A 19,986-nucleotide genomic window follows, 5' to 3' on the forward strand; every position below is an offset into this window, starting at 1 on the left:
GCTTGCTTGACAGCGACCAGTGCTTCAGCAGGCTTTGCCGAATCCCGAATCCCGAATCCCCAACTCACCCGCCTACGATCATCGCCAGCGCCACCCGGCGGCCTTCGCTGGCCAGCACGTTGTAGGTGCGTGCCGCCGCCGCATTGGTCATGGCTTCCAGGCCGATGCCGCGGGTCAGGCAGGCGGCCAGGACATCCGTAGACGGAAACTGCTGGCGCTCGCCGGTTCCCAGCAGGATCACTGCCGGGTTCAGCGCCAGCACGGCGTCCATGTGGGCAGGCTGCAGCTGGCCGAGCGAGGGGACGGGCCAGTGTTCCACCAGCTCGTCGGGCATCAGGATGAAACTCTGCTGCAGAATCTGCTCGTTCACCTTGGCGTGGCGGCCATCGGCCGCGCGTAGCGCGTAGGTGTAGTCGGGGTGTTCCTGGTTCAAAGGCATGGCAGAACTCGTCGGGTCAGCCGCGCGGCAGCACGATCTGGCGCTTTTCCTTGCTGGGGCGGTACAGGATGGCGACATGGCCGATGCGCTGCACCAGCGCGCAGCCGGTGTGCTCGATGATCTCGGCGATCAACGCGTCGCGGGTTTCACGGTCTTCCGCTGCCACCTTCACCTTGATCAGCTCGTGGCGTTCGAGCACGTCTTCCAGCTCGGCCACGAATGCCGGCGTGACGCCCTTGCCGCCGGTCTGCAGCAGTGCTTTGAGATCATGGGCCTGGCCGCGCAGGAAACGGTTCTGGGCGGAGGTTAGAACGATGGACATGCAGGATCGAAAGGAAGCAAAGGGTGTTCAGGGTATCATGGCGGCCCGTTCGGACCCCTTTGCCAATGCCTTCCCGTAGTAAAAGCAGCCAGCGCTGGCTCAAGGAACACTTCGCCGACCCCTTCGTCAAAAAGGCCCAGGCCGAAGGGATGCGCTCGCGTGCCGCCTACAAACTGGAAGAGCTGCTGCAGCGCGACCGCCTGCTCAAGCCGGGCATGGTGGTGGTCGACCTGGGCGCGGCGCCGGGCGGATGGTCACAGCAGGTGCGCAAGTCGATGGGTGCGAGCGGCCGGGTGGTGGCGCTGGACATCCTGGAGATGCCGCCCCTGGCCGGGGTGGAGTTCCTTCACGGCGACTTCAGGGAGCAGGCCGTCCTATCGCAGTTCGAGGCCATGCTGGGCGATGTGCCGGTAGACCTTGTTCTGTCGGATATGGCCCCCAATAAGAGCGGTATGGATGCGGTCGACCAACCGCGGATGATGCACCTGGCGGAACTGGCCATGGAATTTGCCGACACCCACCTCAAGGTAGGCGGGGCGTTCCTGATCAAGCTGTTCCAGGGTGTAGGGTCCGACGACTACATTCGTGAGCTTCGCCGCCGCTATGAGAAGGTGACGATTCGCAAGCCGGCGGCCTCGCGAAAGCGCTCCGCGGAAGTTTATGTGCTCGGTCAGGGCAAGCGTGCCCAGATCAAGTAAGCTGCCTACGATGATTGTTTTTTCAAGAATAGAAGAGTAGAGGGCACCGGAGCCAATGAGGATGAACGACTTGACCAAGAATCTGCTGCTATGGGTGGTCGTCGCGGTTGTGCTGATGGTCGTCTTCCAGAGCTTCTCGCCGCGCATGGCCGGCGGAGTGGGCCCTGACTCGATCACCTATACCCAGTTCCTGAAGGAAGTGGATTCGGGCCGGGTGAAGTCGGTGGATTACACCGATGAGACCAACTTGGCCGTCAACGCGATCCGCTTCAAGCGCACCGACGGCAGCGAAGCCACCGTCTACGGTCCGCGCGACGACAAGCTGGTCGACGTGCTGTACAGCAAGAACATCGAAATGACCCGCCAGAAGCCGTCCACCGGGCCGGGCTTCTGGTCGCTGGTGCTCAACTTCCTGCCGGTCATCCTGATCATCGGCTTCTGGCTGTTCATCATGCGCCAGATGCAGGGTGGTGGCGGCGGCGCCAAGGGAGCGATGAGCTTCGGCAAGTCGCGCGCCAAGCTGCAGGGCGAAGACCAGGTCAAGGTCACCTTCGCCGACGTGGCGGGCTGCGATGAAGCCAAGGAAGAAGTGGGCGAGCTGGTCGACTTCCTGCGCGATCCCACCAAGTTCACCAAGCTGGGTGGCAAGATTCCGCGCGGCGTTTTGATGGTGGGCCCGCCGGGTACCGGTAAGACCTTGCTCGCCAAGGCGATCGCCGGCGAAGCCAAGGTGCCGTTCTTCAGTATCTCCGGTTCGGACTTCGTCGAAATGTTCGTGGGCGTCGGCGCCAGCCGCGTGCGCGACATGTTCGAGCAGGCCAAGAAGCATGCGCCGTGCATCATCTTCATCGACGAAATCGATGCGGTGGGTCGTCATCGCGGTGCCGGTCTGGGCGGCGGTCATGACGAGCGCGAGCAGACGCTCAACCAGTTGCTGGTCGAGATGGATGGCTTTGAGGGCGGCGAAGGCGTGATCGTGATTGCTGCGACCAACCGTCCTGACGTGCTGGATCCGGCGTTGCTGCGTCCGGGTCGCTTCGACCGCCAGGTCGTGGTCGGCCTGCCGGACGTCAAGGGCCGCGAGCAGATCCTGCGCGTGCATATGCGCAAGCTGCCGCTGGCCGACGACGTCGTGCCGCTGGTGATTGCACGTGGTACCCCGGGCTTCTCCGGTGCCGATCTGGCCAATCTTGCCAACGAAGCCGCGTTGTTCGCCGCACGTGGCAACGAGAAGGAAGTCCGCATGGACCACTTCGACCGTGCACGCGACAAGATCCTGATGGGTGCCGAGCGCCGCTCGATGGCCATGAGCGAGGACGAGAAGACCCTGACTGCGTATCACGAGGCTGGCCACGCCATCGTCGGCCGTCTGGTGCCCGAGCATGACCCGGTCTACAAGGTCACGATCATTCCGCGTGGCCGCGCCCTGGGCGTGACGATGTACTTGCCGGAAGGCGACCGCTACTCAATGAATCGCGTGGCGATCGAATCGCAGCTGTGCTCGCTGTATGGCGGCCGCGTTGCCGAAGAATTGATCTTCGGTGGCGACAAGGTCACCACCGGTGCGTCCAACGACATCGAGCGCGCCACCAAGATGGCCCGCAACATGGTCACCAAGTGGGGCCTGTCTGACGAACTCGGCCCGGTGGCCTACGGCGAGGAAGAGGACGAGGTGTTCCTGGGCCGTTCGGTGACCCAGCACAAGAACGTCTCGGATGAGACCGCACGCAAGATCGACGAAGTGGTGCGGTCGATCCTGGACAAGGCGTACAGCAAGACCAAGACCATCCTCACGGAGAATCTGGACAAGCTGCATGCGATGTCGCAGCTGCTGCTGCAGTACGAAACCATCGACGTGCCGCAGATCGACGCCATCATGGAAGGCCGCGACCCGCCGCCGCCGGCTGGCTGGGGTAAGTCCGACAAGGACGGTGGCAACAACAACGACAAGGGTAGCCCGCGTCCGTTGCCGCCGATCGCAGGTCCTGCCGAGCAGCTGTAACGCCTGGTGGTCAGCTGCATGAAACGCGCAAGGCCAGGAGCGATCCTGGCCTTGTTGCATTGTGGTGGATTGAATTGCCAGTCCAATGTCAGTGGCTCCTACGCCACCGATGGCAAGTGCCGGGATGATGTGCAGAGGCCGATGCGCTGCGCGACAATGCCCGCCCCACGCCAGTGAGTAAGCGGGGCTGAGGTTGCCGCTGTCTCAACCACGCGTCACCGCGTTCCGCGACAAGATGCTGCGCGGCGAAATGCGCGCACTGCTGCATGCCAAGTGCGCATGCGGATCCTTCTTCCTGATCGAGAATTGCCGATGTTCGACACCACACCGCAATTGAACTGCGCAGGTCGCCTGCTGCGCCTGCATGGCCCGCAGGTGATGGGCATCGTCAATGTCACGCCGGACTCGTTCTCCGATGGCGGCCAGTACACGACGGTGGACGCGGCAGTGGCCCATGGGCTGCGACTGGTCGCAGAAGGTGCGGCGGTGCTGGATGTGGGCGGTGAATCCACTCGGCCTGGCGCCAGTGCGGTATCGCTGGAAGAGGAACTGCTGCGGGTAATCCCGGTGATCCAGGCCCTGAGCGCGCAGACCGATGTGCCGATCAGCGTGGACACCTACAAGCCCGAGGTCATGCGCGCCGCAGTCGCCGCGGGCGCGGGCATGATCAACGATGTACACGCGTTGCGGTCGCCGGGCGCGCTGGAGGCCGCTGCCGAACTCGCGGTGCCGGTGGTGCTGATGCATGCGCCCAGCGCACCGCACGCGATGCAGGCCGAGCCGCATTACGGAGATGTGGTGGCCGAGGTGCATCGCTTTCTGGCCGAGCGCATTTTTGCTGCGGAAATGGCTGGCATCGACAAGCGGCGGCTGATCCTCGACCCCGGATTCGGCTTCGACAAGAGCACCGTGCACAACCTCACCGTGCTGGCACAACTGCAGCGGCTGCAGGAATTTGGCCTGCCGGTGCTGGCGGGATTCTCGCGCAAGCGCACGCTCGGTGAATTGACCGGTCGCCAGGTTGCGGCCGACCGCGTGCATGGCTCGGTGGCCGCGCATCTGATCGCCGCCCAGCAGGGCGCGCAACTGCTGCGTGTGCATGACGTGGCGGCGACCGTGGATGCGTTGAAGGTATGGCGTGCGGTGGCTGCAATTCCCACCCCGCGCATGGCAGCAGCTGCGGCGCCGACGATTCGCTGGCCGGACGAGGACTGATGGCAGCCGACCAGCGCCCGCTGGCCATCGCCGTGATGGGCCCGACCGCCAGCGGCAAGACGGCACTGGCGATCGAGGCAGCGCAGCGCTGGGGCGGTGAGATCGTCAGTGTCGACTCCGCGCTGGTCTACCGCGGTCTGGACATCGGTGCGGCCAAGCCGGACGCGGCGATGCGTGCGGCGGTTCCTCACCATCTGCTCGACCTGCGCGATCCGTGGCAGGTTTATTCGGCGGCGGAATTTGCCGCTGACGCGCGCACCGCCATGGCGCAGATCGTAGCGCGCGGCAAGATTCCGATCCTGGCGGGCGGGACGGGGCTGTATTTCCGTGCGGCATTGGAAGGGCTGGCGCAGATGCCCGAAGCCGACCCCGCGGTGCGGCTGGCGATCGCTGCCGAAGCCGAGCAGGTGGGGTGGGGGGCACTGCATGCGCAACTGGCACGGATTGATCCGGTTGCTGCCGCGCGCATCCATGCCACCGACCCGCAACGCATCCAGCGTGCGCTGGAGGTCTACCGCATCAGCGGCAAGCCGATCAGCTACTGGCAGACGCGACCACCGGGCCCACGTGCGCCGGTGCGGGTGCTCAAACTGGTGCTCGCGCCTCGGCAACGCGCGGTGCTGCATGCACGCATCGCCATGCGCCTGGACGCGATGCTGGCAGAAGGTCTCCTGACCGAGGTTGAGCAGCTGCGCGCGTTGCCGCAGATGCGCGCGGTGGCGGCGCCACTGGATTTGCCGGCGGTGCGGGCAGTGGGCTACCGGCAGGCCTGGGAGTATCTGGATGGGGCCGGCAGCCTGGCCGAGTTCCGCGACAAGGCAGTGCAGGCCACCCGGCAGCTGGCCAAGCGGCAGCTGACCTGGCTGCGTGGCGAGCTCGACGCACGCTGGTTCGACCCGGAGCGTGATCGCGGTCAATTGGAACAGGCGGTTGCCGGCTTCCTCGGCCAACAGCGCACTATGCAGCAGCCTTCAGCCGTGTAACATCCCGTTTCCGGGACCGGCTGGGGAAAGCAGGGTCGACCGGAATCATAAGAACAATAATGAAGAGGATTTTTCGATGGCCAAGGGGCAATCTTTACAGGATCCATTCCTTAACGCGCTGCGTCGCGAGCGGGTGCCGGTCTCTGTGTATCTGGTCAACGGCATCAAGTTGCAGGGTACGATCGAATCGTTCGACCAGTTCGTGGTGCTGCTGCGCAATACCGTGAGCCAGATGGTCTACAAGCACGCCATTTCCACCGTTGTTCCGGCGCGCAACGTGCGCGTGGGCCCGGGTGGCGGCTATGTGCAATCCAATGAAAACAACCAGGCGGAAGATGACGACGTCGAGCAATGATGGAGTAGTGCGTGTTTGATCGCTCACGCAAGGGTGAACACGCGTTGTTGATTCAGACCCACTCCGGTGGGCCTGCCGAAGAGGATGTGCTGGAGGAGTTCGCCGAGCTTGCCAAGTCGGCGGGCGCCACGGTAGCGGCCACGCTCACCGCGCGCATCGATAAACCCAGCCCGTCGACATTGATCGGCAGCGGCAAGCTGGAAGAGGTCAAGGCTGCGGCCGAGGCCACCGGCGCGGATCTGGTGCTGGTCAACCACACCTTGTCGCCGGGCCAGGAGCGCAACCTCGAGCGGTATCTGGAGCGGCGCGTGATCGACCGTACCGGGCTCATCCTGGATATCTTCGCGCAACGCGCGCGCAGCCACGAAGGCAAGTTGCAGGTGGAACTGGCGCAGCTGCGCCACATGGCCACGCGTCTGGTGCGCGGTTGGACTCACTTGGAACGTCAGCGCGGCGGTGCGATCGGTCTGCGCGGCCCGGGCGAAACCCAGCTGGAAACCGACCGCCGCCTGCTGCAGAAGCGTGTGGAACAGTTGCAGAAGCGGCTGGAAAAAGTCGAAGTGCAGCGGACCCAGATGCGTCGTGCGCGCATGCGCAGCGAATTGCCGCGGATTGCGCTGGTGGGCTACACCAATGCTGGCAAGTCCACGCTGTTCAATGCGTTGACCGGCGCCGATGCCTACGCGGCCGACCAACTGTTCGCCACGCTCGATCCCACGGTGCGGCGCATCGCCTTGCCAGGCGGCAGCGCGGTGCTGGCCGACACGGTGGGCTTCGTACGGGATCTGCCGCACGAACTGGTGGCTGCATTCCGGTCGACCTTGTCCGAAGCGCGCGATGCGGATCTGCTGTTGCATATCGTCGATGCGGCGGACCCGCTGCGCGAAGAACGTATCCATCAGGTCGATGAGGTCTTGCAGGCCGTCGGTGCAGGTGATCTGCCGCAGTTGCTGGTATTCAACAAGATCGACAAGATCGAGGGTGCCGAGGTGCGCCATGACGCGCAGGACGGTATCCCCGACCAGGCACGTCGTGAGCGCGTCTGGATTTCTGCGCGCGATGGGCGTGGCCTGGAAGAACTGCAGCGTGCGTTGGGCCATCGGCTGGATCTGCGCCACATCACCGGTTCGCTCCGCTTGCCGGCCTCTGCCGGGCGCCTGCGCTCCAAACTGCATCAGCTGGAAGTAATCCGTAGCGAGCAGGTGGACGAGGAGGGCTGGTTGCTGGAAGTCGACTTGCCCTATGTTGAAGCCGAACGTCTGGCTGCCGGCGAAGACGGTGCACCGCTGCGCGCGTTGTTGCCGGATCGCCGTGAGGATTGGGAGACCTGATGCATGACGGTGCGGCCGCTGCAATGCGGCCGCATCCGGCATCGCATGTCATCCGCTGCTCCCGCGGCATCGCATAACGCGCATGTGCTCCGCGCTGGCGATCGATGGAGTCTGTTAGCGGCAGATCCACCTTCCTGTGGTCGCCTGCGGCCCAGCAATGCGCATCGCACACGCGGCCGAGAATCTCGCAAAGAGCTATAGGCGTGTCTGCGGCTAGCAGACGGCGAGCTTGGTCGGTTGACGCGGTGGCTATTCTTTTCTGGTGCAGCCCGCGTCGGGGCAGTGGCGACGCGCTGCGCATGTAGCCACTGAACCGCGGCCGCCCAGTAACCCGTCCTGTGCTGGTCTCACCGCAGACATTGGCGATGAATTGGGCTAAAACGTCGATTCCCCACACGCCGTGCCCATGTCCATGTCCACCGATTCCGAATTGCAGCAGCTGTCCGAGGTGTTGGGGCAGCAGCTGCTTGCCGCGCGCGAGCGCCTGGTCACCGCCGAGAGCTGCACCGGCGGCTGGATCGCCAAGGCGGTGACCGACGTGGCCGGCTCCTCGCACTGGTTCGAGTGCGGCATGGCCGCCTACAGCTACGAGGCCAAGCAGGCCTTGCTCGGCGTGCGGCCGCAGACGCTGGAAGTACATGGTGCGGTGAGTCGCGAGACGGTGATCGAGATGGTCTCCGGCGCGCTCGTGAATTCCGGCGCCAGCATCGCCGTCGCCGTAACGGGCATTGCCGGCCCCGGTGGTGGAAGCGACGACAAGCCAGTCGGCACGGTCTGGATCGGCTGGAAGCGGCGCGGCGGCTATGCCACTGCGCAGTTGTTCCATTTCAGCGGCGACCGAGACGCGGTACGTCGGCAGACGGTGGCCGCTGCGCTACGTGGCCTGAGCGCGCTGCTTTAGCACGCGCATGCGCACTGCTGCACGGCGCGCTGCTTTGTCGGTATCGCAGCCGGCGCTGCGGCGCTTGCCTTGCAGGTGCAGCAGGCACGCGCTGCGGCGCTGTCATTCCGGAAGTGTTGAATGCCCTGCGGTTGTAGGGCTGTACCTCAACGCGAGGGGCGTGCGCGTTGCATGCAAGGTGATAGGCATCACCGCATCCCGTCATATTGCGGCTGATCTAAAGCAGCTAATAAAACGCAGCGAGCAATTAGCAGGCGAGCTCGGACGGCGCAGAGGATCCGGAGTGCACGGCTGCAAATGAGAATTCCGAGCGCCGGCCGCGCTCCCCTGGCGGCCGCGTAGTCGGGTTGATCGCTGCTGTAAACCGCGGCCGTGCTCACACAAGCGAGCACGGAGTCGCCTGGCATTCGTCCCGCGAGCGATGGATTCGGTCATGCGCCCACTGCGTAGATGCGCGAACGGTAGCGTCGCTTGCAACATATCTCGCGGCCGTCGCCGCATGATGCAGTCGCAGCGTCTCACCGCCGGGGAACCCAATGCATATCGACCATCGACGCGGTGGCAGGCTTGCGCTTGCCATCTTCGTAGCGACGCACGCGCCCTGGCTGTACGCACAAGCGCAGAGTGACGCGCCTGCCGAACGCACGGAACCGGCGACCTTGGCCGCGTTGACGGTCACGGCGCAGAAGCGCGAAGAAGCATTGCAGGACGTGCCGATCATCGTTTCGTTGCTGCCCGAGCAACTGCTGCTGGACAACGGCGTCCACGACATCAAGGATTTGCAGGTGCTGGTGCCGGGATTGATCGTCACCAGTACCCAGAGCGCTGCGCAAACCACTGCGCGCATCCGCGGCATCGGCACGGTGGGCGACAACGCAGGCCTGGAATCTTCGGTGGGCGTGGTGATCGACGGGGTGCCGCGTGCGCGCAACGGTGTGGGGTTCTCAGACCTCGGCGAGCTGGAACGCATTGAAGTGCTGAAGGGTCCCCAGGGCACCGTGTTCGGCAAGAACACCTCGGCCGGCGTGATCAATGTGGTGACGCGCCGCCCCAGCTTCACGCGTAGCGCGGAAGCGGAACTGACGGCCGGCAACTACGGAGCGTTCGGTCTGGCTGCGGCATTCAACGATGCAGTGGGAGAAACCAGCGCGCTGCGCGTCTATGCCGCCAAGCGCCGCCGCGACGGGTTTGAAAATGTCGTGACTGGTGCCGGCCCGCGCACGGCGACCGACGACGGCGACCAGAATCTGGAGACCGGCCGCATCCAGCTGCTGTGGGAGCCGTCGCATGATCTGGCCATCAATATCGCCGCCGATGCCACCAATCGCGACGAGAACTGCTGTGTCACCGTCACCACCGAGCGTGGGCCGACCGCCGCGATCCTCAACGCGCTGACGCCAGGCGGGCAGGGCACCATCGGGCAGGCGGACCCGTCCCGGCGGCTGGCCTACAGCAATCGCAGCACCGCGCAGGACATTCGTGACCGTGGGGTGTCGGCGCAGGTGGACTGGACCACGCCCTGGCTGGGCGCGCCGGTGCTGACGTCGATCACCGCGTTACGTGACTGGACCTCGGTCAACGGCCTGGATTTCGATTTCAGTGCCGCAGACGTGCTGTACCGCGCACCGCAGCAGGATGAAATGCTCACCGGGTTCAGAACCTTCAGCCAGGAGCTGCGGCTGGCCGGTTCCAGTGAGCAGCTGGACTGGATGGTGGGTGCGTTCTACGCCGATGAAACCGTGCATCGCAACGAGTCGTACCGCTTTGGAACGGCCTACGAGCCGTACCTCTCCACGGCGCTGCTGGGACGCATCAACCCTGCGCTGGCCGCACGTGCAGATGCACCGCGCTTTATCGCCGATGCCACCGGCTTGCCCACCGGTTCGCTGTTTCGCGGCCAGGGCAGCCAGGACCGCTTCCGCCAGGATGGCCGGAGCGTTGCGGTGTTCACCAACAACACCTGGCACGCCACCGATGCGCTGGATGTGGTGGTGGGGCTGCGCTACACCCACGAACACAAGGCGCTGGCTTCCTCGTTCGAGAACCCGGATGGCAGCCCGGCCTGCGCGAGCTACTTCGCTGCGAACGGGCAGCTGGATCCGGCTGCGGCGCGACGCATTGGTGCGGCGCTGACTGCGCGTGGCGTACCGGCAGCAGCCGTGCCGAGCATCGCTCCGCAAGTGGTGGGCTTTACCTGCCTGCCGTGGAGCAATGTGGCGCATGACGGCCGCAGGACCCAGCAACAACTGACCGAGCGCGAATGGTCCGGCACTGCCAAGCTGGCGTATCGCTGGAACGACGCGCTGATGACGTATGTGTCGGCGGCGCGCGGCTACAAGGCTGGCGGCTTCAATCTGGACCGCGTGCAATCTGCCGATGGTTTGTCCAGCGGCGTGCAAGGCATCGTGCCGGTGGACGACACCGCCTTCCCGGGCGAGTTCGTCGACAGTTACGAGATTGGCGCCAAAACCACGTGGTTGGGTGGCAACCTGCTACTGAACGCCGCGTTGTTCTACCAGGATTTCAGCGACTTCCAGCTCAATAATTTTCTGGGCACCAGCTTCGTGGTGCGCGCCATTCCGACAGTGATCTCTCAAGGCGTGGACGCGGAAGTGCTGTGGCAGACCGGGTTGCCCGGCCTGATGCTGCAAGGTGGCCTCAGCTATACGGATACCGCCTACGGCCAGGACCGCCTGCCCGATGCGGACCTGGCATTGCTGCCCGGCAGCCGCACGAGTTTTGCGCCGCGCTGGTCTGGCAACCTCGCGCTGAGCTACGAACACGCCATCGGCAGCCAGCTGATCGGTCGTGCCAATCTGGGCGCCAAGTACAGCTCCGATTACAACGTCGGCACCGACCTGGATCCGCAGAAGCTGCAGCCGTCCTACACCATCGTCAACGCGCGATTAGGCATCGGCGCCAGCGATAAACGCTGGCAACTGGAAGCCTGGGCCGAGAACCTTGGCAATGTGACCTATCGGCAAGTGGCCATCGATGCGCCGCTGCAGGCCGGCTCGTGGAATGCATTTTTGGGTGCGCCGCGCACCTTCGGCATGACGCTGCGCTTGCGCTACTGAGATAGGTGCAGCGCCTGCCTGCGCGCTTCCGCGCTGCATGGGCTGGGTAATCAAGGCCTGGGTGCGGCCTCTGCTTCAGGTGCGCAGGCGACAGATGCGGGCGGATCGGCTACAAACGTACATCGTTCCCGTGTGCGTGACCCATGCGTTTGTCTCCTGCTTTCTCCTTGCGCGCGCCCGTCGCGCAGTCGCTCGCCACGGGCCTGCGGCGTTCCAGTGCGCGCACGCGTGTGCCGCAGCATGCGCCTCGCTGTCAGCAGTCTGTGAGGATGGCACTGCGTGCTGATGCTGTGGGCTCCGCGCTGCTGATCGCTCCGCCTGCGCGCGCGGCCTCTGCGTCGTGGCGAGTCAAAGTGCAGGGCAGTGTCCATGCATCTGCGTCGCTGCGTTGCGCAATCGCTGTGTCGCGAGGAGCACGCTGATGTGGGAAGCACTTGGCACCGTCCGTGACCTTGGGCGCCTGCAGGAAATCGCATCCGTCCTGATCCGCTATGGCTTCGGCGATGTGGTGCGGCGGATCGGCCTGGCCGACGTGCTGGAGCGTGCGGGCCGGCTGTTGCACTGGACCAATGCCGAAGGCCGTCTGCGCATGTCCGCGGCCACGCGTGTCCGCCGCGCGCTGGAAGAGCTCGGTCCCACGTTCGTCAAGCTGGGGCAGGTGCTGGCCACGCGCGTGGACCTGTTGCCGCCAGACTGGATCGAGGAACTCAGCGAGCTGCAGAACGCCGTGCCGGCACTGCCGTTCGAACACATCCGCCCGCAGCTGGTGGCTGCGCTGGGAATGGAACCGGAGCAGGTCTTCGCCCGGTTGGATGAAGAGCCGCTGGCGGCCGCATCGCTGGCGCAGACGCATCGCGCCTGGCTGGCCGACGGCACCGCGGTGGTGCTCAAGATCCGGCGCCCCGGCATCGGCGACACCATCGATGCCGACCTGCGTCTGCTCGCACGGCTGGCCGAAATCGTCGAAACCCGCGCGCCGGATCTGAAGCGGTATCGCCCCGCCGAAGTGGTGCAGCAGTTCACGCTGTCGCTGCGCCGCGAGCTGGACTTCGCCGCCGAGTGCCGCAATGCCGAGCGCATCGCGGCCAACTTCGCCAACGATCCGCAGATCCTCATTCCCGCCGTGCATTGGGAATGGACCTGCGAGTCGCTCAACGTGCAGGACTTCGTCGACGGCATTCCCGGGCGCGATCTGGTTGCTGTGGATGCCGCTGGCCTGGACCGCAAGGCGCTGGCACGCACCGGCGCCGGCATCGTGTTGAAGATGGTGCTGCAGGACGGCTGTTTTCATGCCGATCCGCATCCCGGCAATATTTTCTATCTGCGCGACGGGCGCATCGCGGTCATCGACTTCGGCATGGTCGGGCGCATCTCCGAACAGCGCCGTTTCCAGGTCGCGCAGCTGTTGCACGGCATGGTGAGCTACGACGCCGAGTCGGTCATCGACGTGTTGCTGGAATGGGCCGGCACCAGCCTGGACATCGACGAGCCGCGCCTGCAACAGGACATCGGCGCCTTCGTCGATGCCTATCGCGGCGTACCGCTCAAGGAACTGCGCATCGGCGCGATGCTGGGCGATGTCACTGCCATCCTGCGCGATCACGGGCTGACGTTGCCGTCGGACCTGGCGCTGATGATCAAGGCCTTCCTCACCCTGGAAGGCATGGGGCGCCAGCTCGACCCGGATTTCGACATGGCCAGCGAAGCGCGCCCCTATCTCGAACGCGTGGTGCTGCAGCGGTATGCGCCCAGCGCGATGTTGCGGCGTGGCCGGCGCACGGTGACCGGGGCGATTGATCTGATCGGCGATCTGCCGCGCGATCTTAAGCGCCTGATCCAGGCCGCGCGACGCGGCAAGCTGCAGCTGCATGTGGAAACGCGAGCCTTGCGCGAATTCGGCGAGCAGGTCGACCGCGCCGCCAACCGCCTCACCATGGGAATCGTCACCGCCGCGCTGGTGATTGGCTCGTCGATCGTGATGAACAGCGTTGGCGGCATTGCCAGCCGCTGGCTGCTGGCGCTGGGCGTCAGCGGGTTCATCGGCGCGGCGTTGTGCGGGGTCTGGATCCTGTTCTCAATCTGGCGCAGCCGCCGCTGACGCGGTCCCTGCGGCGGGGCAAGCAATCGCTTGCGCGCACGCTCGTTAGTAGTAATACTACTAACCATGGACCTGACCGATACCCAGCAAGCAATCCTCGCCCTCATCGCCGAGCGGATCGAGACCGATGGCGTGCCGCCCTCGCAGACCGAGATCGCGCGGGCATTCGGCTTCAAGGGCGTGCGCGCCGCGCAATACCATCTGGAAGCGCTGGAGCAGGCCGGCGCCATCCGCCGCGTTCCGGGCCAGGCGCGCGGTATCCGGTTGGCCGGCGCCGCTGCGCACGCCAAGGCCGCCCCTGCAGAGGAGCAGGTTCGTGATGATGTGCTGCGCTTGCCGGTGCTGGGGCGCGTGGCGGCCGGGCTGCCGATCGGCGCCGACATCGGGTCGGACGATTTCGTGGTGCTGGATCGGGTGTTCTTCTCGCCATCGCCGGATTACCTGCTCAAGGTGCAGGGCGATTCGATGTGCGACGAAGGCATCTTCAATGGCGACCTGATCGGTGTGCATCGCACCCGCGACGCCCGCTCGGGGCAGATCGTGGTGGCCCGGATCGACGAAGAGATCACCGTCAAGTTGCTCAAGATCGGCAAGGACCGCATCCGGCTGCTGCCTCGCAATCCAGATTACGCGCCGATCGAAGTGCTGCCGGATCAGGATTTCGCCATCGAGGGCCTGTATTGCGGCCTTTTGCGGCCCAACCGTTGAGCATTGCGCCGATGCATGCGCTGGCCGTTTCCCGAGCCGGTAGCGCAGAATTTCCCGCTGCCGCCACCAGGTTGGCCTCCCTAATCTAAGTGTGTCGCAGGCAGTCTCAGTCCGTGCGATACACCGCCGCTACATTAGCCCCATACCGAAATCACTGACGAGGATCACCCAGATGGATGAGAACAAGAAGCGCGCCCTTTCCGCCGCCCTGAGCCAGATCGAAAAGCAATTCGGCAAAGGCTCGGTCATGCGCATGGGCGACCGGGTCATCGAGGCCGTCGAGGTCATCCCGACCGGTTCGCTGATGCTGGACATCGCACTGGGGATCGGCGGCCTGCCGAAGGGCCGCGTGGTCGAGATCTACGGGCCGGAATCCTCGGGCAAGACCACCCTGACCCTGCAGGCCATTGCCGAATGCCAGAAGCTGGGCGGCACTGCGGCCTTCATCGACGCCGAGCATGCGCTGGACCCGATCTATGCCGCCAAGCTGGGCGTCAATGTCGATGACCTGCTGCTGTCGCAGCCGGATACCGGTGAGCAGGCGCTGGAAATCGCCGACATGCTGGTGCGCTCGAGCTCGGTGGACATCGTGGTGATCGACTCGGTTGCCGCGCTGACCCCGAAGGCCGAAATCGAAGGCGAGATGGGCGACCAGCTGCCTGGCCTGCAGGCCCGTTTGATGAGCCAGGCGCTGCGCAAGCTCACCGGCAACATCAAGCGCTCCAACACGCTGGTGGTCTTCATCAACCAGCTGCGCATGAAGATCGGCGTGATGATGCCGGGCCAGAGCCCGGAAGTGACCACCGGCGGCAATGCGCTGAAGTTCTACGCCTCGGTCCGCTTGGACATCCGCCGCATCGGTGCGATCAAGAAGGGTGACGAGATCATCGGCAACCAGACCAAGATCAAGGTGGTCAAGAACAAGCTGGCGCCCCCGTTCAAGCAGGTCATCACCGAGATCCTGTACGGCGAAGGCATCAGCCGCGAGGGTGAGCTGATCGATATGGGCGTGGAAGCCAAGCTGGTCGACAAGGCCGGTGCCTGGTACAGCTATGGCGATGAGCGTATCGGCCAGGGCAAGGACAACGCCCGTGGGTATCTGCGCGACAACCCGCAGGTGGCGATCAAGCTCGAAGCCGAGCTGCGCGAGAAGTTCCAGCCCGCCGAGGCGCCGCGTGAAGCCGGCGAGACCGAGAGCGAGTGAGTTTTCCCTATCGCGGGGACGGCGGAGTCAGTGCCGTCGCTCCTCGCGGTAGTTCTATCGAAAGCCAGGAGGGCGGGCGCCACGGACGGCGCATTTACCTTCGGGACACGTCACGATGAGTGAGCAAGCGCCCGCACCGAAGCGGGGACGTCGGTTCAAGGAACAGACGCCGGTCCAACGTGCACTGGGATTACTGGTGCGCCGTGAACATTCCAAGAAAGAGTTGAACCGCAAGTTGCAGGCGCGTGGTATCGAGCCCGAGGCCGCACAGGCGGCCGTGGAGCGGCTCGCAGGCGAGGGCTGGCAGGACGATGTGCGCTTTGCTGCCTCGGTGGTCCGTAACCGGGCCAGTTCGGGGTATGGGCCGTTGCACATCCGCGCAGAACTCGGAACCCACGGCCTGGATAGCGACGCGGTCAGTGCAGCGATGGCAACGTTCGAAGGGGACTGGACCGAGAACGCACGCGATCTGATCCGCCGCCGTTTCGGCGAGGATGGGCCGGTTGACCTGGCACAGCGGCGCAAGGCCGCCGACCTGCTGGCGCGGCGCGGCTTCGATGGCAACAGCATTCGGCTGGCAACACGCTTCGACCTTGAGGACTGAGGGCGTCAGGCCTGCTACCCTTTGTGGTTTCAGGTTGTTCCGCTCCTCTGCGCCCACATCTCATGGGGTGACCGGGACCACCGCCCGCCCAATGCCAGCCCATGAACGCACCTGCCAAATTCAGCACTTCCCAGATCCGTAGTGACTTCCTCGCGTTCTTCGAGGGGAAGGGCCACACCATCGTGCCATCCGCGCCGCTGGTGCCGGGCAACGATCCAACCTTGCTGTTCACCAATTCCGGCATGGTCCAGTTCAAGGATGTCTTCCTTGGCGCAGAAAAGCGCAGCTACGTGCGTGCCGCCGACGTGCAGCGCTGCCTGCGTGCCGGTGGCAAGCACAACGATCTGGATTCGGTGGGCTACACCGCGCGCCACCACACCTTCTTCGAGATGCTGGGCAACTGGTCGTTCGGTGATTACTTCAAGAAGGACGCCATTGCCTGGGCGTGGGAGTTGCTGACGCAGGTCTGGAAGCTGCCGGCTGATCGCTTGCTGGTCACGGTGTACCACACCGACGAAGAAGCCTTTGAACTCTGGCGCGACATGATCGGCATCCCGGAAAGCCGCATCGTGCGCATCGGCGACAATAAGGGCGCGCCGTATGCGTCGGACAACTTCTGGCAGATGGCCGACACCGGTCCCTGCGGTCCGTGCACCGAAATCTTCTTCGATCATGGCGATCACATCGCCGGCGGCCCACCGGGTTCGCCCGATGAAGACGGCGACCGCTTCATCGAAATCTGGAACCTGGTGTTCATGCAGTTTGATCGCCAGCCAGACGGCACCCTGGTGCCACTGCCGGCCCCGTGCGTGGATACCGGCATGGGCCTGGAGCGGCTGGCCGCCATCCTGCAGCACGTGCACACCAATTACGAAATCGACGTCTTCCAGGCGCTGATCGGTAAGGCCAGCGCGCTGACCGGCATCGCGGATCTGGAAAACAAGTCGCTGCGCGTCATCGCCGATCACATCCGCGCCTGTTCGTTCCTGATCGTGGATGGCGTATTGCCATCCAACGAAGGGCGTGGCTATGTGCTGCGCCGGATCATCCGTCGCGCGTTGCGGCATGGCTGGATGCTGGGCGTCCGCCAGCCGTTCTTCAGCAAGATGGTGCCCACGCTGGTCGAGCTGATGGGCGAGGCCTATCCCGAACTGGTGGTCGCGCAGGAGACTGTGGCGCGTGCGTTGTTGGCCGAAGAAGAACGGTTTGCCGAGACGCTCGACGCCGGCATGAAGATCTTCGACGACGTCGCGTCGCGCTCGCAGGAGATCATTCCGGGCGCGGATGCGTTCCGTCTTTACGACACCTACGGCTTCCCGGTCGATCTTACCGCCGACATCGCACGTGAGCGCGGAATGCGCGTGGACATGGAGGGCTTCGAGTTCGCCATGGAGCGTCAGCGCGAAACCGCGCGCGCGGCAGGCAAGTTCGGTGGCGGCGTGGCGCTGCCTGCGGATCTGGTGGCCACCATGGCGCCGACCGTGTTCCTCGGCTACGAGGCCCAGGATGCTGACGCGCTGAAGGTCGTCGCGTTGTTCAAGCAGGGGCGGCCGGTGGACCGTGCCGAGGCCGGTGATGAGGTCATCGTGTTCACCGATCGCACGCCGTTCTACGCCGAATCTGGCGGCCAGGTCGGCGACAGCGGTCAGCTCAGCGGCACGGACGTCAGCATCGAGGTCGCCGACACACAAAAGTTCGCGGGCCAATTCCATGGGCATGTCGGACGTATCGCGGAGGGCATGCTGAAACTTGGCGACGTGTTGTCCGGTGGTATCGATGTGCAGCGTCGTGGCAAGACCATCCTCAACCACTCGGCCACGCATCTGCTGCATGCCGCCTTGCGCGAGGTGCTCGGGACCCACGTGCAGCAGAAGGGCTCGCTGGTGGCGCCGGATCGCCTGCGCTTCGACTTCTCGCATTTCCAGCCGATCACTGCGGAAGAACTTGCAGTGATCGAGCGCAAGGTCAATGCGGAAGTGCGCACCAATCACAGCGTTGAAGTGCACAACATGGCCATGCAGGAGGCCTTGGACTTCGGTGCGATGGCGCTGTTTGGCGAAAAGTATGGCGAGCGCGTGCGCGTGCTCAAGATGGGCGGCTATTCGACCGAACTGTGCGGCGGCACCCATGTCAGCCGCACCGGTGACATCGGCTTGTTCAAGATCACCTCCGAAGGCGGCGTCTCTTCCGGCGTGCGCCGCATCGAAGCGGTGACAGGGCAGGGCGCACTCGACTACGTGGCTGAAGAGGAGCGTCGTCTGGGTGAGGCCGCAAGCCTGCTCGGCGGCAACAGCACCGAGATCGTCGACAAGGTGCGGGCGCTGACCGATCGCCAGAAGCGCCTGGAGCGCGAGCTGGAGTCGCTCAAAGCCAAGCTTGCATCCGGCGCGACCGCCGACCTCGGCGCCAGCGCGGTGGACGTGGCTGGGGTCAAGGTGGTCGCGGTGCGTCTGGAGGGATTCGACGCCAAGGCTTTGCGCGAGGCCATGGATCGCCTGAAACAACAATTGGGCGACTCGGTGATCGTGCTGGCCGGCGCTGCCGGCGGCAAGGTCGCCCTGGTGGCCGGCGTGAACGGCAGCCCAACTGGCAAGGTGAAGGCAGGGGAACTCCTCGGCCATATCGCCAGTCAGATCGGGGGCAAGGGCGGTGGCCGTCCGGATCTCGCCCAGGGTGGTGGCGAGGACGGGCCCGCCCTTGCGACTGCGCTCCAAGGCGTGCCCTCCTGGGTCAAGCAACACTTGGGCTGAACACTTGTCCTGCCAAGCCTTGCTGGCTGGCAGGATGTCCCGCTACCATTTCTGGTCTTTATCCCCTTTACCTAGGGCGCGTCTCATTCAGGAGGCCGTCGATGCTGGTGGGATACCCGCCAGTTCCAGGAGATTTGCAAAATGTTGATCCTCACTCGCCGAGTAGGCGAAACCCTGATGATCGGCGACTCGGTCACCGTGACCGTGCTCGGCGTCAAGGGAAATCAGGTGCGCATTGGCATTACCGCGCCTAAGGATGTTGCCGTGCATCGCGAAGAAATCTATCAGCGCATCCAGCGCGGTGACGAGCCGGTTGCGTCCGGTGCGCATCACAACGACGATTCTTCGGACTGATCGATTCAAAAGGGTTTACGTTAGCCCCTCTTACCCGGTATTCTTCGCGGCCTGCCACGAGACACTGCGGCAGGATGCAAAAACTGGAGCGATGCCCGAGCGGCTGAAGGGGCTCCCCTGCTAAGGGAGTATAGGGTCAAAAGCTCTATCGAGGGTTCGAATCCCTCTCGCTCCGCCAGTTCAAAAAACACCCGCAAATCCTTGATTTGCGGGTGTTTTCATTTGTGCGTTTGCCAAGTAGAAGATACTGCCCCACCTGCTTCGCGCGCTCGGATGCTCCGTGTGGTTACAGTGGTCAAAGTGATTGTCCAGGCGGGCGGCGCTACCCAACATACACGTGCAGTGCGATCACTTGCAGGCGATGACCTTGTCCACCCGCATGCAGTGTCTGAAGCCGCCTCGGCGCTACTTTCAGATCTATGCAGGCATCTTGGAGTTGCGGATAGCGCGGTGGCTGCTGCTGGTGCCGTGCATTGCTGTGCAGGTGTCGAATTGCACCAGCGCGTGCCGACGTGCGGTGCGGCTGTTCGCTGGGTCCTGGGTATGACCTCGCATCGCCTGGCCTTGAGCGCAGGGCCGTTCCTTTTGGCTACATCCTGTGCTCGATCAGCTAAACAGCAAACGCAGCATCGTCAGGCGTTGCTTCTGCTGCACTTGCTCGCCGGCTGATATGGCTGAGATGCCTCCAATTGATGAGGGTTTCGGTTTTTAGCGAAGGCCGCTTCGGAGTCTCGGCGCAACAGTCTCTGCCCGCAGATTGAGGCTTCCAGCGCAGCTGGCACCGATTGGATGCGTTGCATGGTGGTCGCATCACAGGGTGCCGATGGTGTCTCAACCGCATCCGTGGCACATCACCGCGTCCGATGATCACGCGATCTATTTCCTTGGCGTCCACACAACGATAGTGCGATTGCCGGCTGACGTGGATGCTTCGTCCTTAGAGCG

At 64.4% G+C, this 19,986-nt stretch carries 16 protein-coding genes, 1 tRNA gene and 1 other RNA gene; 15 read left to right on the forward strand and 3 right to left on the reverse strand.

Going from position 1 to position 19,986, the window contains the following annotated elements:
* Window positions 1–64: 64 nt before the first annotated feature.
* Window positions 65–439: an Mth938-like domain-containing protein gene (locus ACCQ01_RS09155; protein ID WP_011036887.1), complete on the reverse strand. Its 375-nt coding sequence runs from the start codon at window positions 437–439 to the stop codon at window positions 65–67.
* Between the two features lie 16 nt (window positions 440–455).
* A complete protein-coding gene (yhbY, locus tag ACCQ01_RS09160) occupies window positions 456–761 on the reverse strand; it encodes a ribosome assembly RNA-binding protein YhbY (RefSeq protein ID WP_011036888.1) in 306 nt (101 codons plus the stop codon).
* Between the two features lie 65 nt (window positions 762–826).
* Here yhbY and rlmE point away from each other — a divergent pair, with 65 nt between their 5' ends.
* From rlmE to ACCQ01_RS09195, 7 genes are all read left to right on the forward strand, one after another.
* A complete protein-coding gene (rlmE, locus tag ACCQ01_RS09165; protein WP_225041414.1) occupies window positions 827–1,459 on the forward strand; it encodes a 23S rRNA (uridine(2552)-2'-O)-methyltransferase RlmE in 633 nt (210 codons plus the stop codon).
* Window positions 1,460–1,520: 61 nt separating this feature from the next.
* The gene (gene ftsH / locus ACCQ01_RS09170; RefSeq protein ID WP_016945233.1) at window positions 1,521–3,461 is read left to right on the forward strand and encodes an ATP-dependent zinc metalloprotease FtsH; all 1,941 of its coding nucleotides are present in this window, start codon (window positions 1,521–1,523) and stop codon (window positions 3,459–3,461) included.
* Between the two features lie 312 nt (window positions 3,462–3,773).
* Window positions 3,774–4,676, forward strand: coding sequence for a dihydropteroate synthase (gene folP, locus ACCQ01_RS09175; protein ID WP_228432548.1), 903 nt, complete (start codon window positions 3,774–3,776; stop codon window positions 4,674–4,676).
* Window positions 4,676–5,659, forward strand: coding sequence for a tRNA (adenosine(37)-N6)-dimethylallyltransferase MiaA (miaA, locus tag ACCQ01_RS09180; protein ID WP_114997975.1), 984 nt, complete (start codon window positions 4,676–4,678; stop codon window positions 5,657–5,659). The genes folP and miaA overlap by 1 nt, the downstream gene beginning before the upstream one ends.
* A gap of 76 nt (window positions 5,660–5,735) precedes the next feature.
* Window positions 5,736–6,014 carry an RNA chaperone Hfq gene (hfq, locus tag ACCQ01_RS09185; RefSeq protein ID WP_011036893.1) on the forward strand — a complete coding sequence of 93 codons (279 nt, stop codon included), beginning with the start codon at window positions 5,736–5,738 and terminating at the stop codon, window positions 6,012–6,014.
* A gap of 11 nt (window positions 6,015–6,025) precedes the next feature.
* Window positions 6,026–7,345 (forward strand): ribosome rescue GTPase HflX, encoded by a 1,320-nt coding sequence (hflX, locus tag ACCQ01_RS09190; RefSeq protein ID WP_011036894.1) that lies wholly within the window; start codon window positions 6,026–6,028, stop codon window positions 7,343–7,345.
* A gap of 406 nt (window positions 7,346–7,751) precedes the next feature.
* A complete protein-coding gene (locus ACCQ01_RS09195; RefSeq protein ID WP_016945236.1) occupies window positions 7,752–8,246 on the forward strand; it encodes a CinA family protein in 495 nt (164 codons plus the stop codon).
* Window positions 8,247–8,470: 224 nt separating this feature from the next.
* Here the strand turns inward: ACCQ01_RS09195 and ACCQ01_RS09200 are convergent.
* Window positions 8,471–8,543: non-coding RNA, sX9 sRNA (locus tag ACCQ01_RS09200), on the reverse strand.
* Between the two features lie 362 nt (window positions 8,544–8,905).
* Here ACCQ01_RS09200 and ACCQ01_RS09205 point away from each other — a divergent pair.
* The 8 genes from ACCQ01_RS09205 to ACCQ01_RS09240 all read left to right on the forward strand — a co-directional run bounded on the left by ACCQ01_RS09205 (window position 8,906) and on the right by ACCQ01_RS09240 (window position 19,219).
* Complete coding sequence (locus tag ACCQ01_RS09205) at window positions 8,906–11,323, forward strand: TonB-dependent receptor (protein ID WP_228432451.1); 2,418 nt, start codon at window positions 8,906–8,908, stop codon at window positions 11,321–11,323.
* Between the two features lie 421 nt (window positions 11,324–11,744).
* Window positions 11,745–13,421 carry a 2-polyprenylphenol 6-hydroxylase gene (ubiB, locus tag ACCQ01_RS09210; RefSeq protein WP_042598904.1) on the forward strand — a complete coding sequence of 559 codons (1,677 nt, stop codon included), beginning with the start codon at window positions 11,745–11,747 and terminating at the stop codon, window positions 13,419–13,421.
* 66 nt (window positions 13,422–13,487) lie between these two features.
* A complete protein-coding gene (gene lexA, locus ACCQ01_RS09215; protein WP_228432449.1) occupies window positions 13,488–14,129 on the forward strand; it encodes a transcriptional repressor LexA in 642 nt (213 codons plus the stop codon).
* 172 nt (window positions 14,130–14,301) lie between these two features.
* Window positions 14,302–15,333, forward strand: a complete 1,032-nt coding sequence (gene recA / locus ACCQ01_RS09220) for a recombinase RecA (RefSeq protein WP_011036899.1) — start codon at window positions 14,302–14,304, stop codon at window positions 15,331–15,333.
* Between the two features lie 115 nt (window positions 15,334–15,448).
* Window positions 15,449–15,937 (forward strand): recombination regulator RecX, encoded by a 489-nt coding sequence (gene recX, locus ACCQ01_RS09225; protein WP_103699613.1) that lies wholly within the window; start codon window positions 15,449–15,451, stop codon window positions 15,935–15,937.
* Between the two features lie 101 nt (window positions 15,938–16,038).
* On the forward strand, window positions 16,039–18,687 hold the full coding sequence (alaS, locus tag ACCQ01_RS09230) for an alanine--tRNA ligase (protein ID WP_228432447.1): 2,649 nt from the start codon (window positions 16,039–16,041) through the stop codon (window positions 18,685–18,687).
* Window positions 18,688–18,828: 141 nt separating this feature from the next.
* Window positions 18,829–19,041 (forward strand): carbon storage regulator CsrA, encoded by a 213-nt coding sequence (gene csrA, locus ACCQ01_RS09235; protein WP_042598908.1) that lies wholly within the window; start codon window positions 18,829–18,831, stop codon window positions 19,039–19,041.
* 85 nt (window positions 19,042–19,126) lie between these two features.
* Window positions 19,127–19,219, forward strand: a tRNA-Ser gene (locus ACCQ01_RS09240).
* Window positions 19,220–19,986 lie beyond the last annotated feature (767 nt).

Origin of the sequence: Xanthomonas sp. NCPPB 4037 (assembly GCF_041475695.2) — a bacterium.
GTDB classification, from domain to species: domain Bacteria; phylum Pseudomonadota; class Gammaproteobacteria; order Xanthomonadales; family Xanthomonadaceae; genus Xanthomonas; species Xanthomonas campestris.

What these genes read in the sequence shown, in the direction of transcription:
- ACCQ01_RS09155 (WP_011036887.1), bottom strand. Translation starts at nt 439, where the DNA reads ATGCCTTTGAACCAGGAACACCCCGACTACACCTACGCGCTACGCGCG.
- yhbY (WP_011036888.1), bottom strand. Translation starts at nt 761, where the DNA reads ATGTCCATCGTTCTAACCTCCGCCCAGAACCGTTTCCTGCGCGGCCAG.
- rlmE (WP_225041414.1), top strand. Translation starts at nt 827, where the DNA reads ATGCCTTCCCGTAGTAAAAGCAGCCAGCGCTGGCTCAAGGAACACTTC.
- ftsH (WP_016945233.1), top strand. Translation starts at nt 1,521, where the DNA reads ATGAACGACTTGACCAAGAATCTGCTGCTATGGGTGGTCGTCGCGGTT.
- folP (WP_228432548.1), top strand. Translation starts at nt 3,774, where the DNA reads ATGTTCGACACCACACCGCAATTGAACTGCGCAGGTCGCCTGCTGCGC.
- miaA (WP_114997975.1), top strand. Translation starts at nt 4,676, where the DNA reads ATGGCAGCCGACCAGCGCCCGCTGGCCATCGCCGTGATGGGCCCGACC.
- hfq (WP_011036893.1), top strand. Translation starts at nt 5,736, where the DNA reads ATGGCCAAGGGGCAATCTTTACAGGATCCATTCCTTAACGCGCTGCGT.
- ACCQ01_RS09195 (WP_016945236.1), top strand. Translation starts at nt 7,752, where the DNA reads ATGTCCATGTCCACCGATTCCGAATTGCAGCAGCTGTCCGAGGTGTTG.
- ubiB (WP_042598904.1), top strand. Translation starts at nt 11,745, where the DNA reads ATGTGGGAAGCACTTGGCACCGTCCGTGACCTTGGGCGCCTGCAGGAA.
- lexA (WP_228432449.1), top strand. Translation starts at nt 13,488, where the DNA reads ATGGACCTGACCGATACCCAGCAAGCAATCCTCGCCCTCATCGCCGAG.
- recA (WP_011036899.1), top strand. Translation starts at nt 14,302, where the DNA reads ATGGATGAGAACAAGAAGCGCGCCCTTTCCGCCGCCCTGAGCCAGATC.
- recX (WP_103699613.1), top strand. Translation starts at nt 15,449, where the DNA reads ATGAGTGAGCAAGCGCCCGCACCGAAGCGGGGACGTCGGTTCAAGGAA.
- alaS (WP_228432447.1), top strand. Translation starts at nt 16,039, where the DNA reads ATGAACGCACCTGCCAAATTCAGCACTTCCCAGATCCGTAGTGACTTC.
- csrA (WP_042598908.1), top strand. Translation starts at nt 18,829, where the DNA reads ATGTTGATCCTCACTCGCCGAGTAGGCGAAACCCTGATGATCGGCGAC.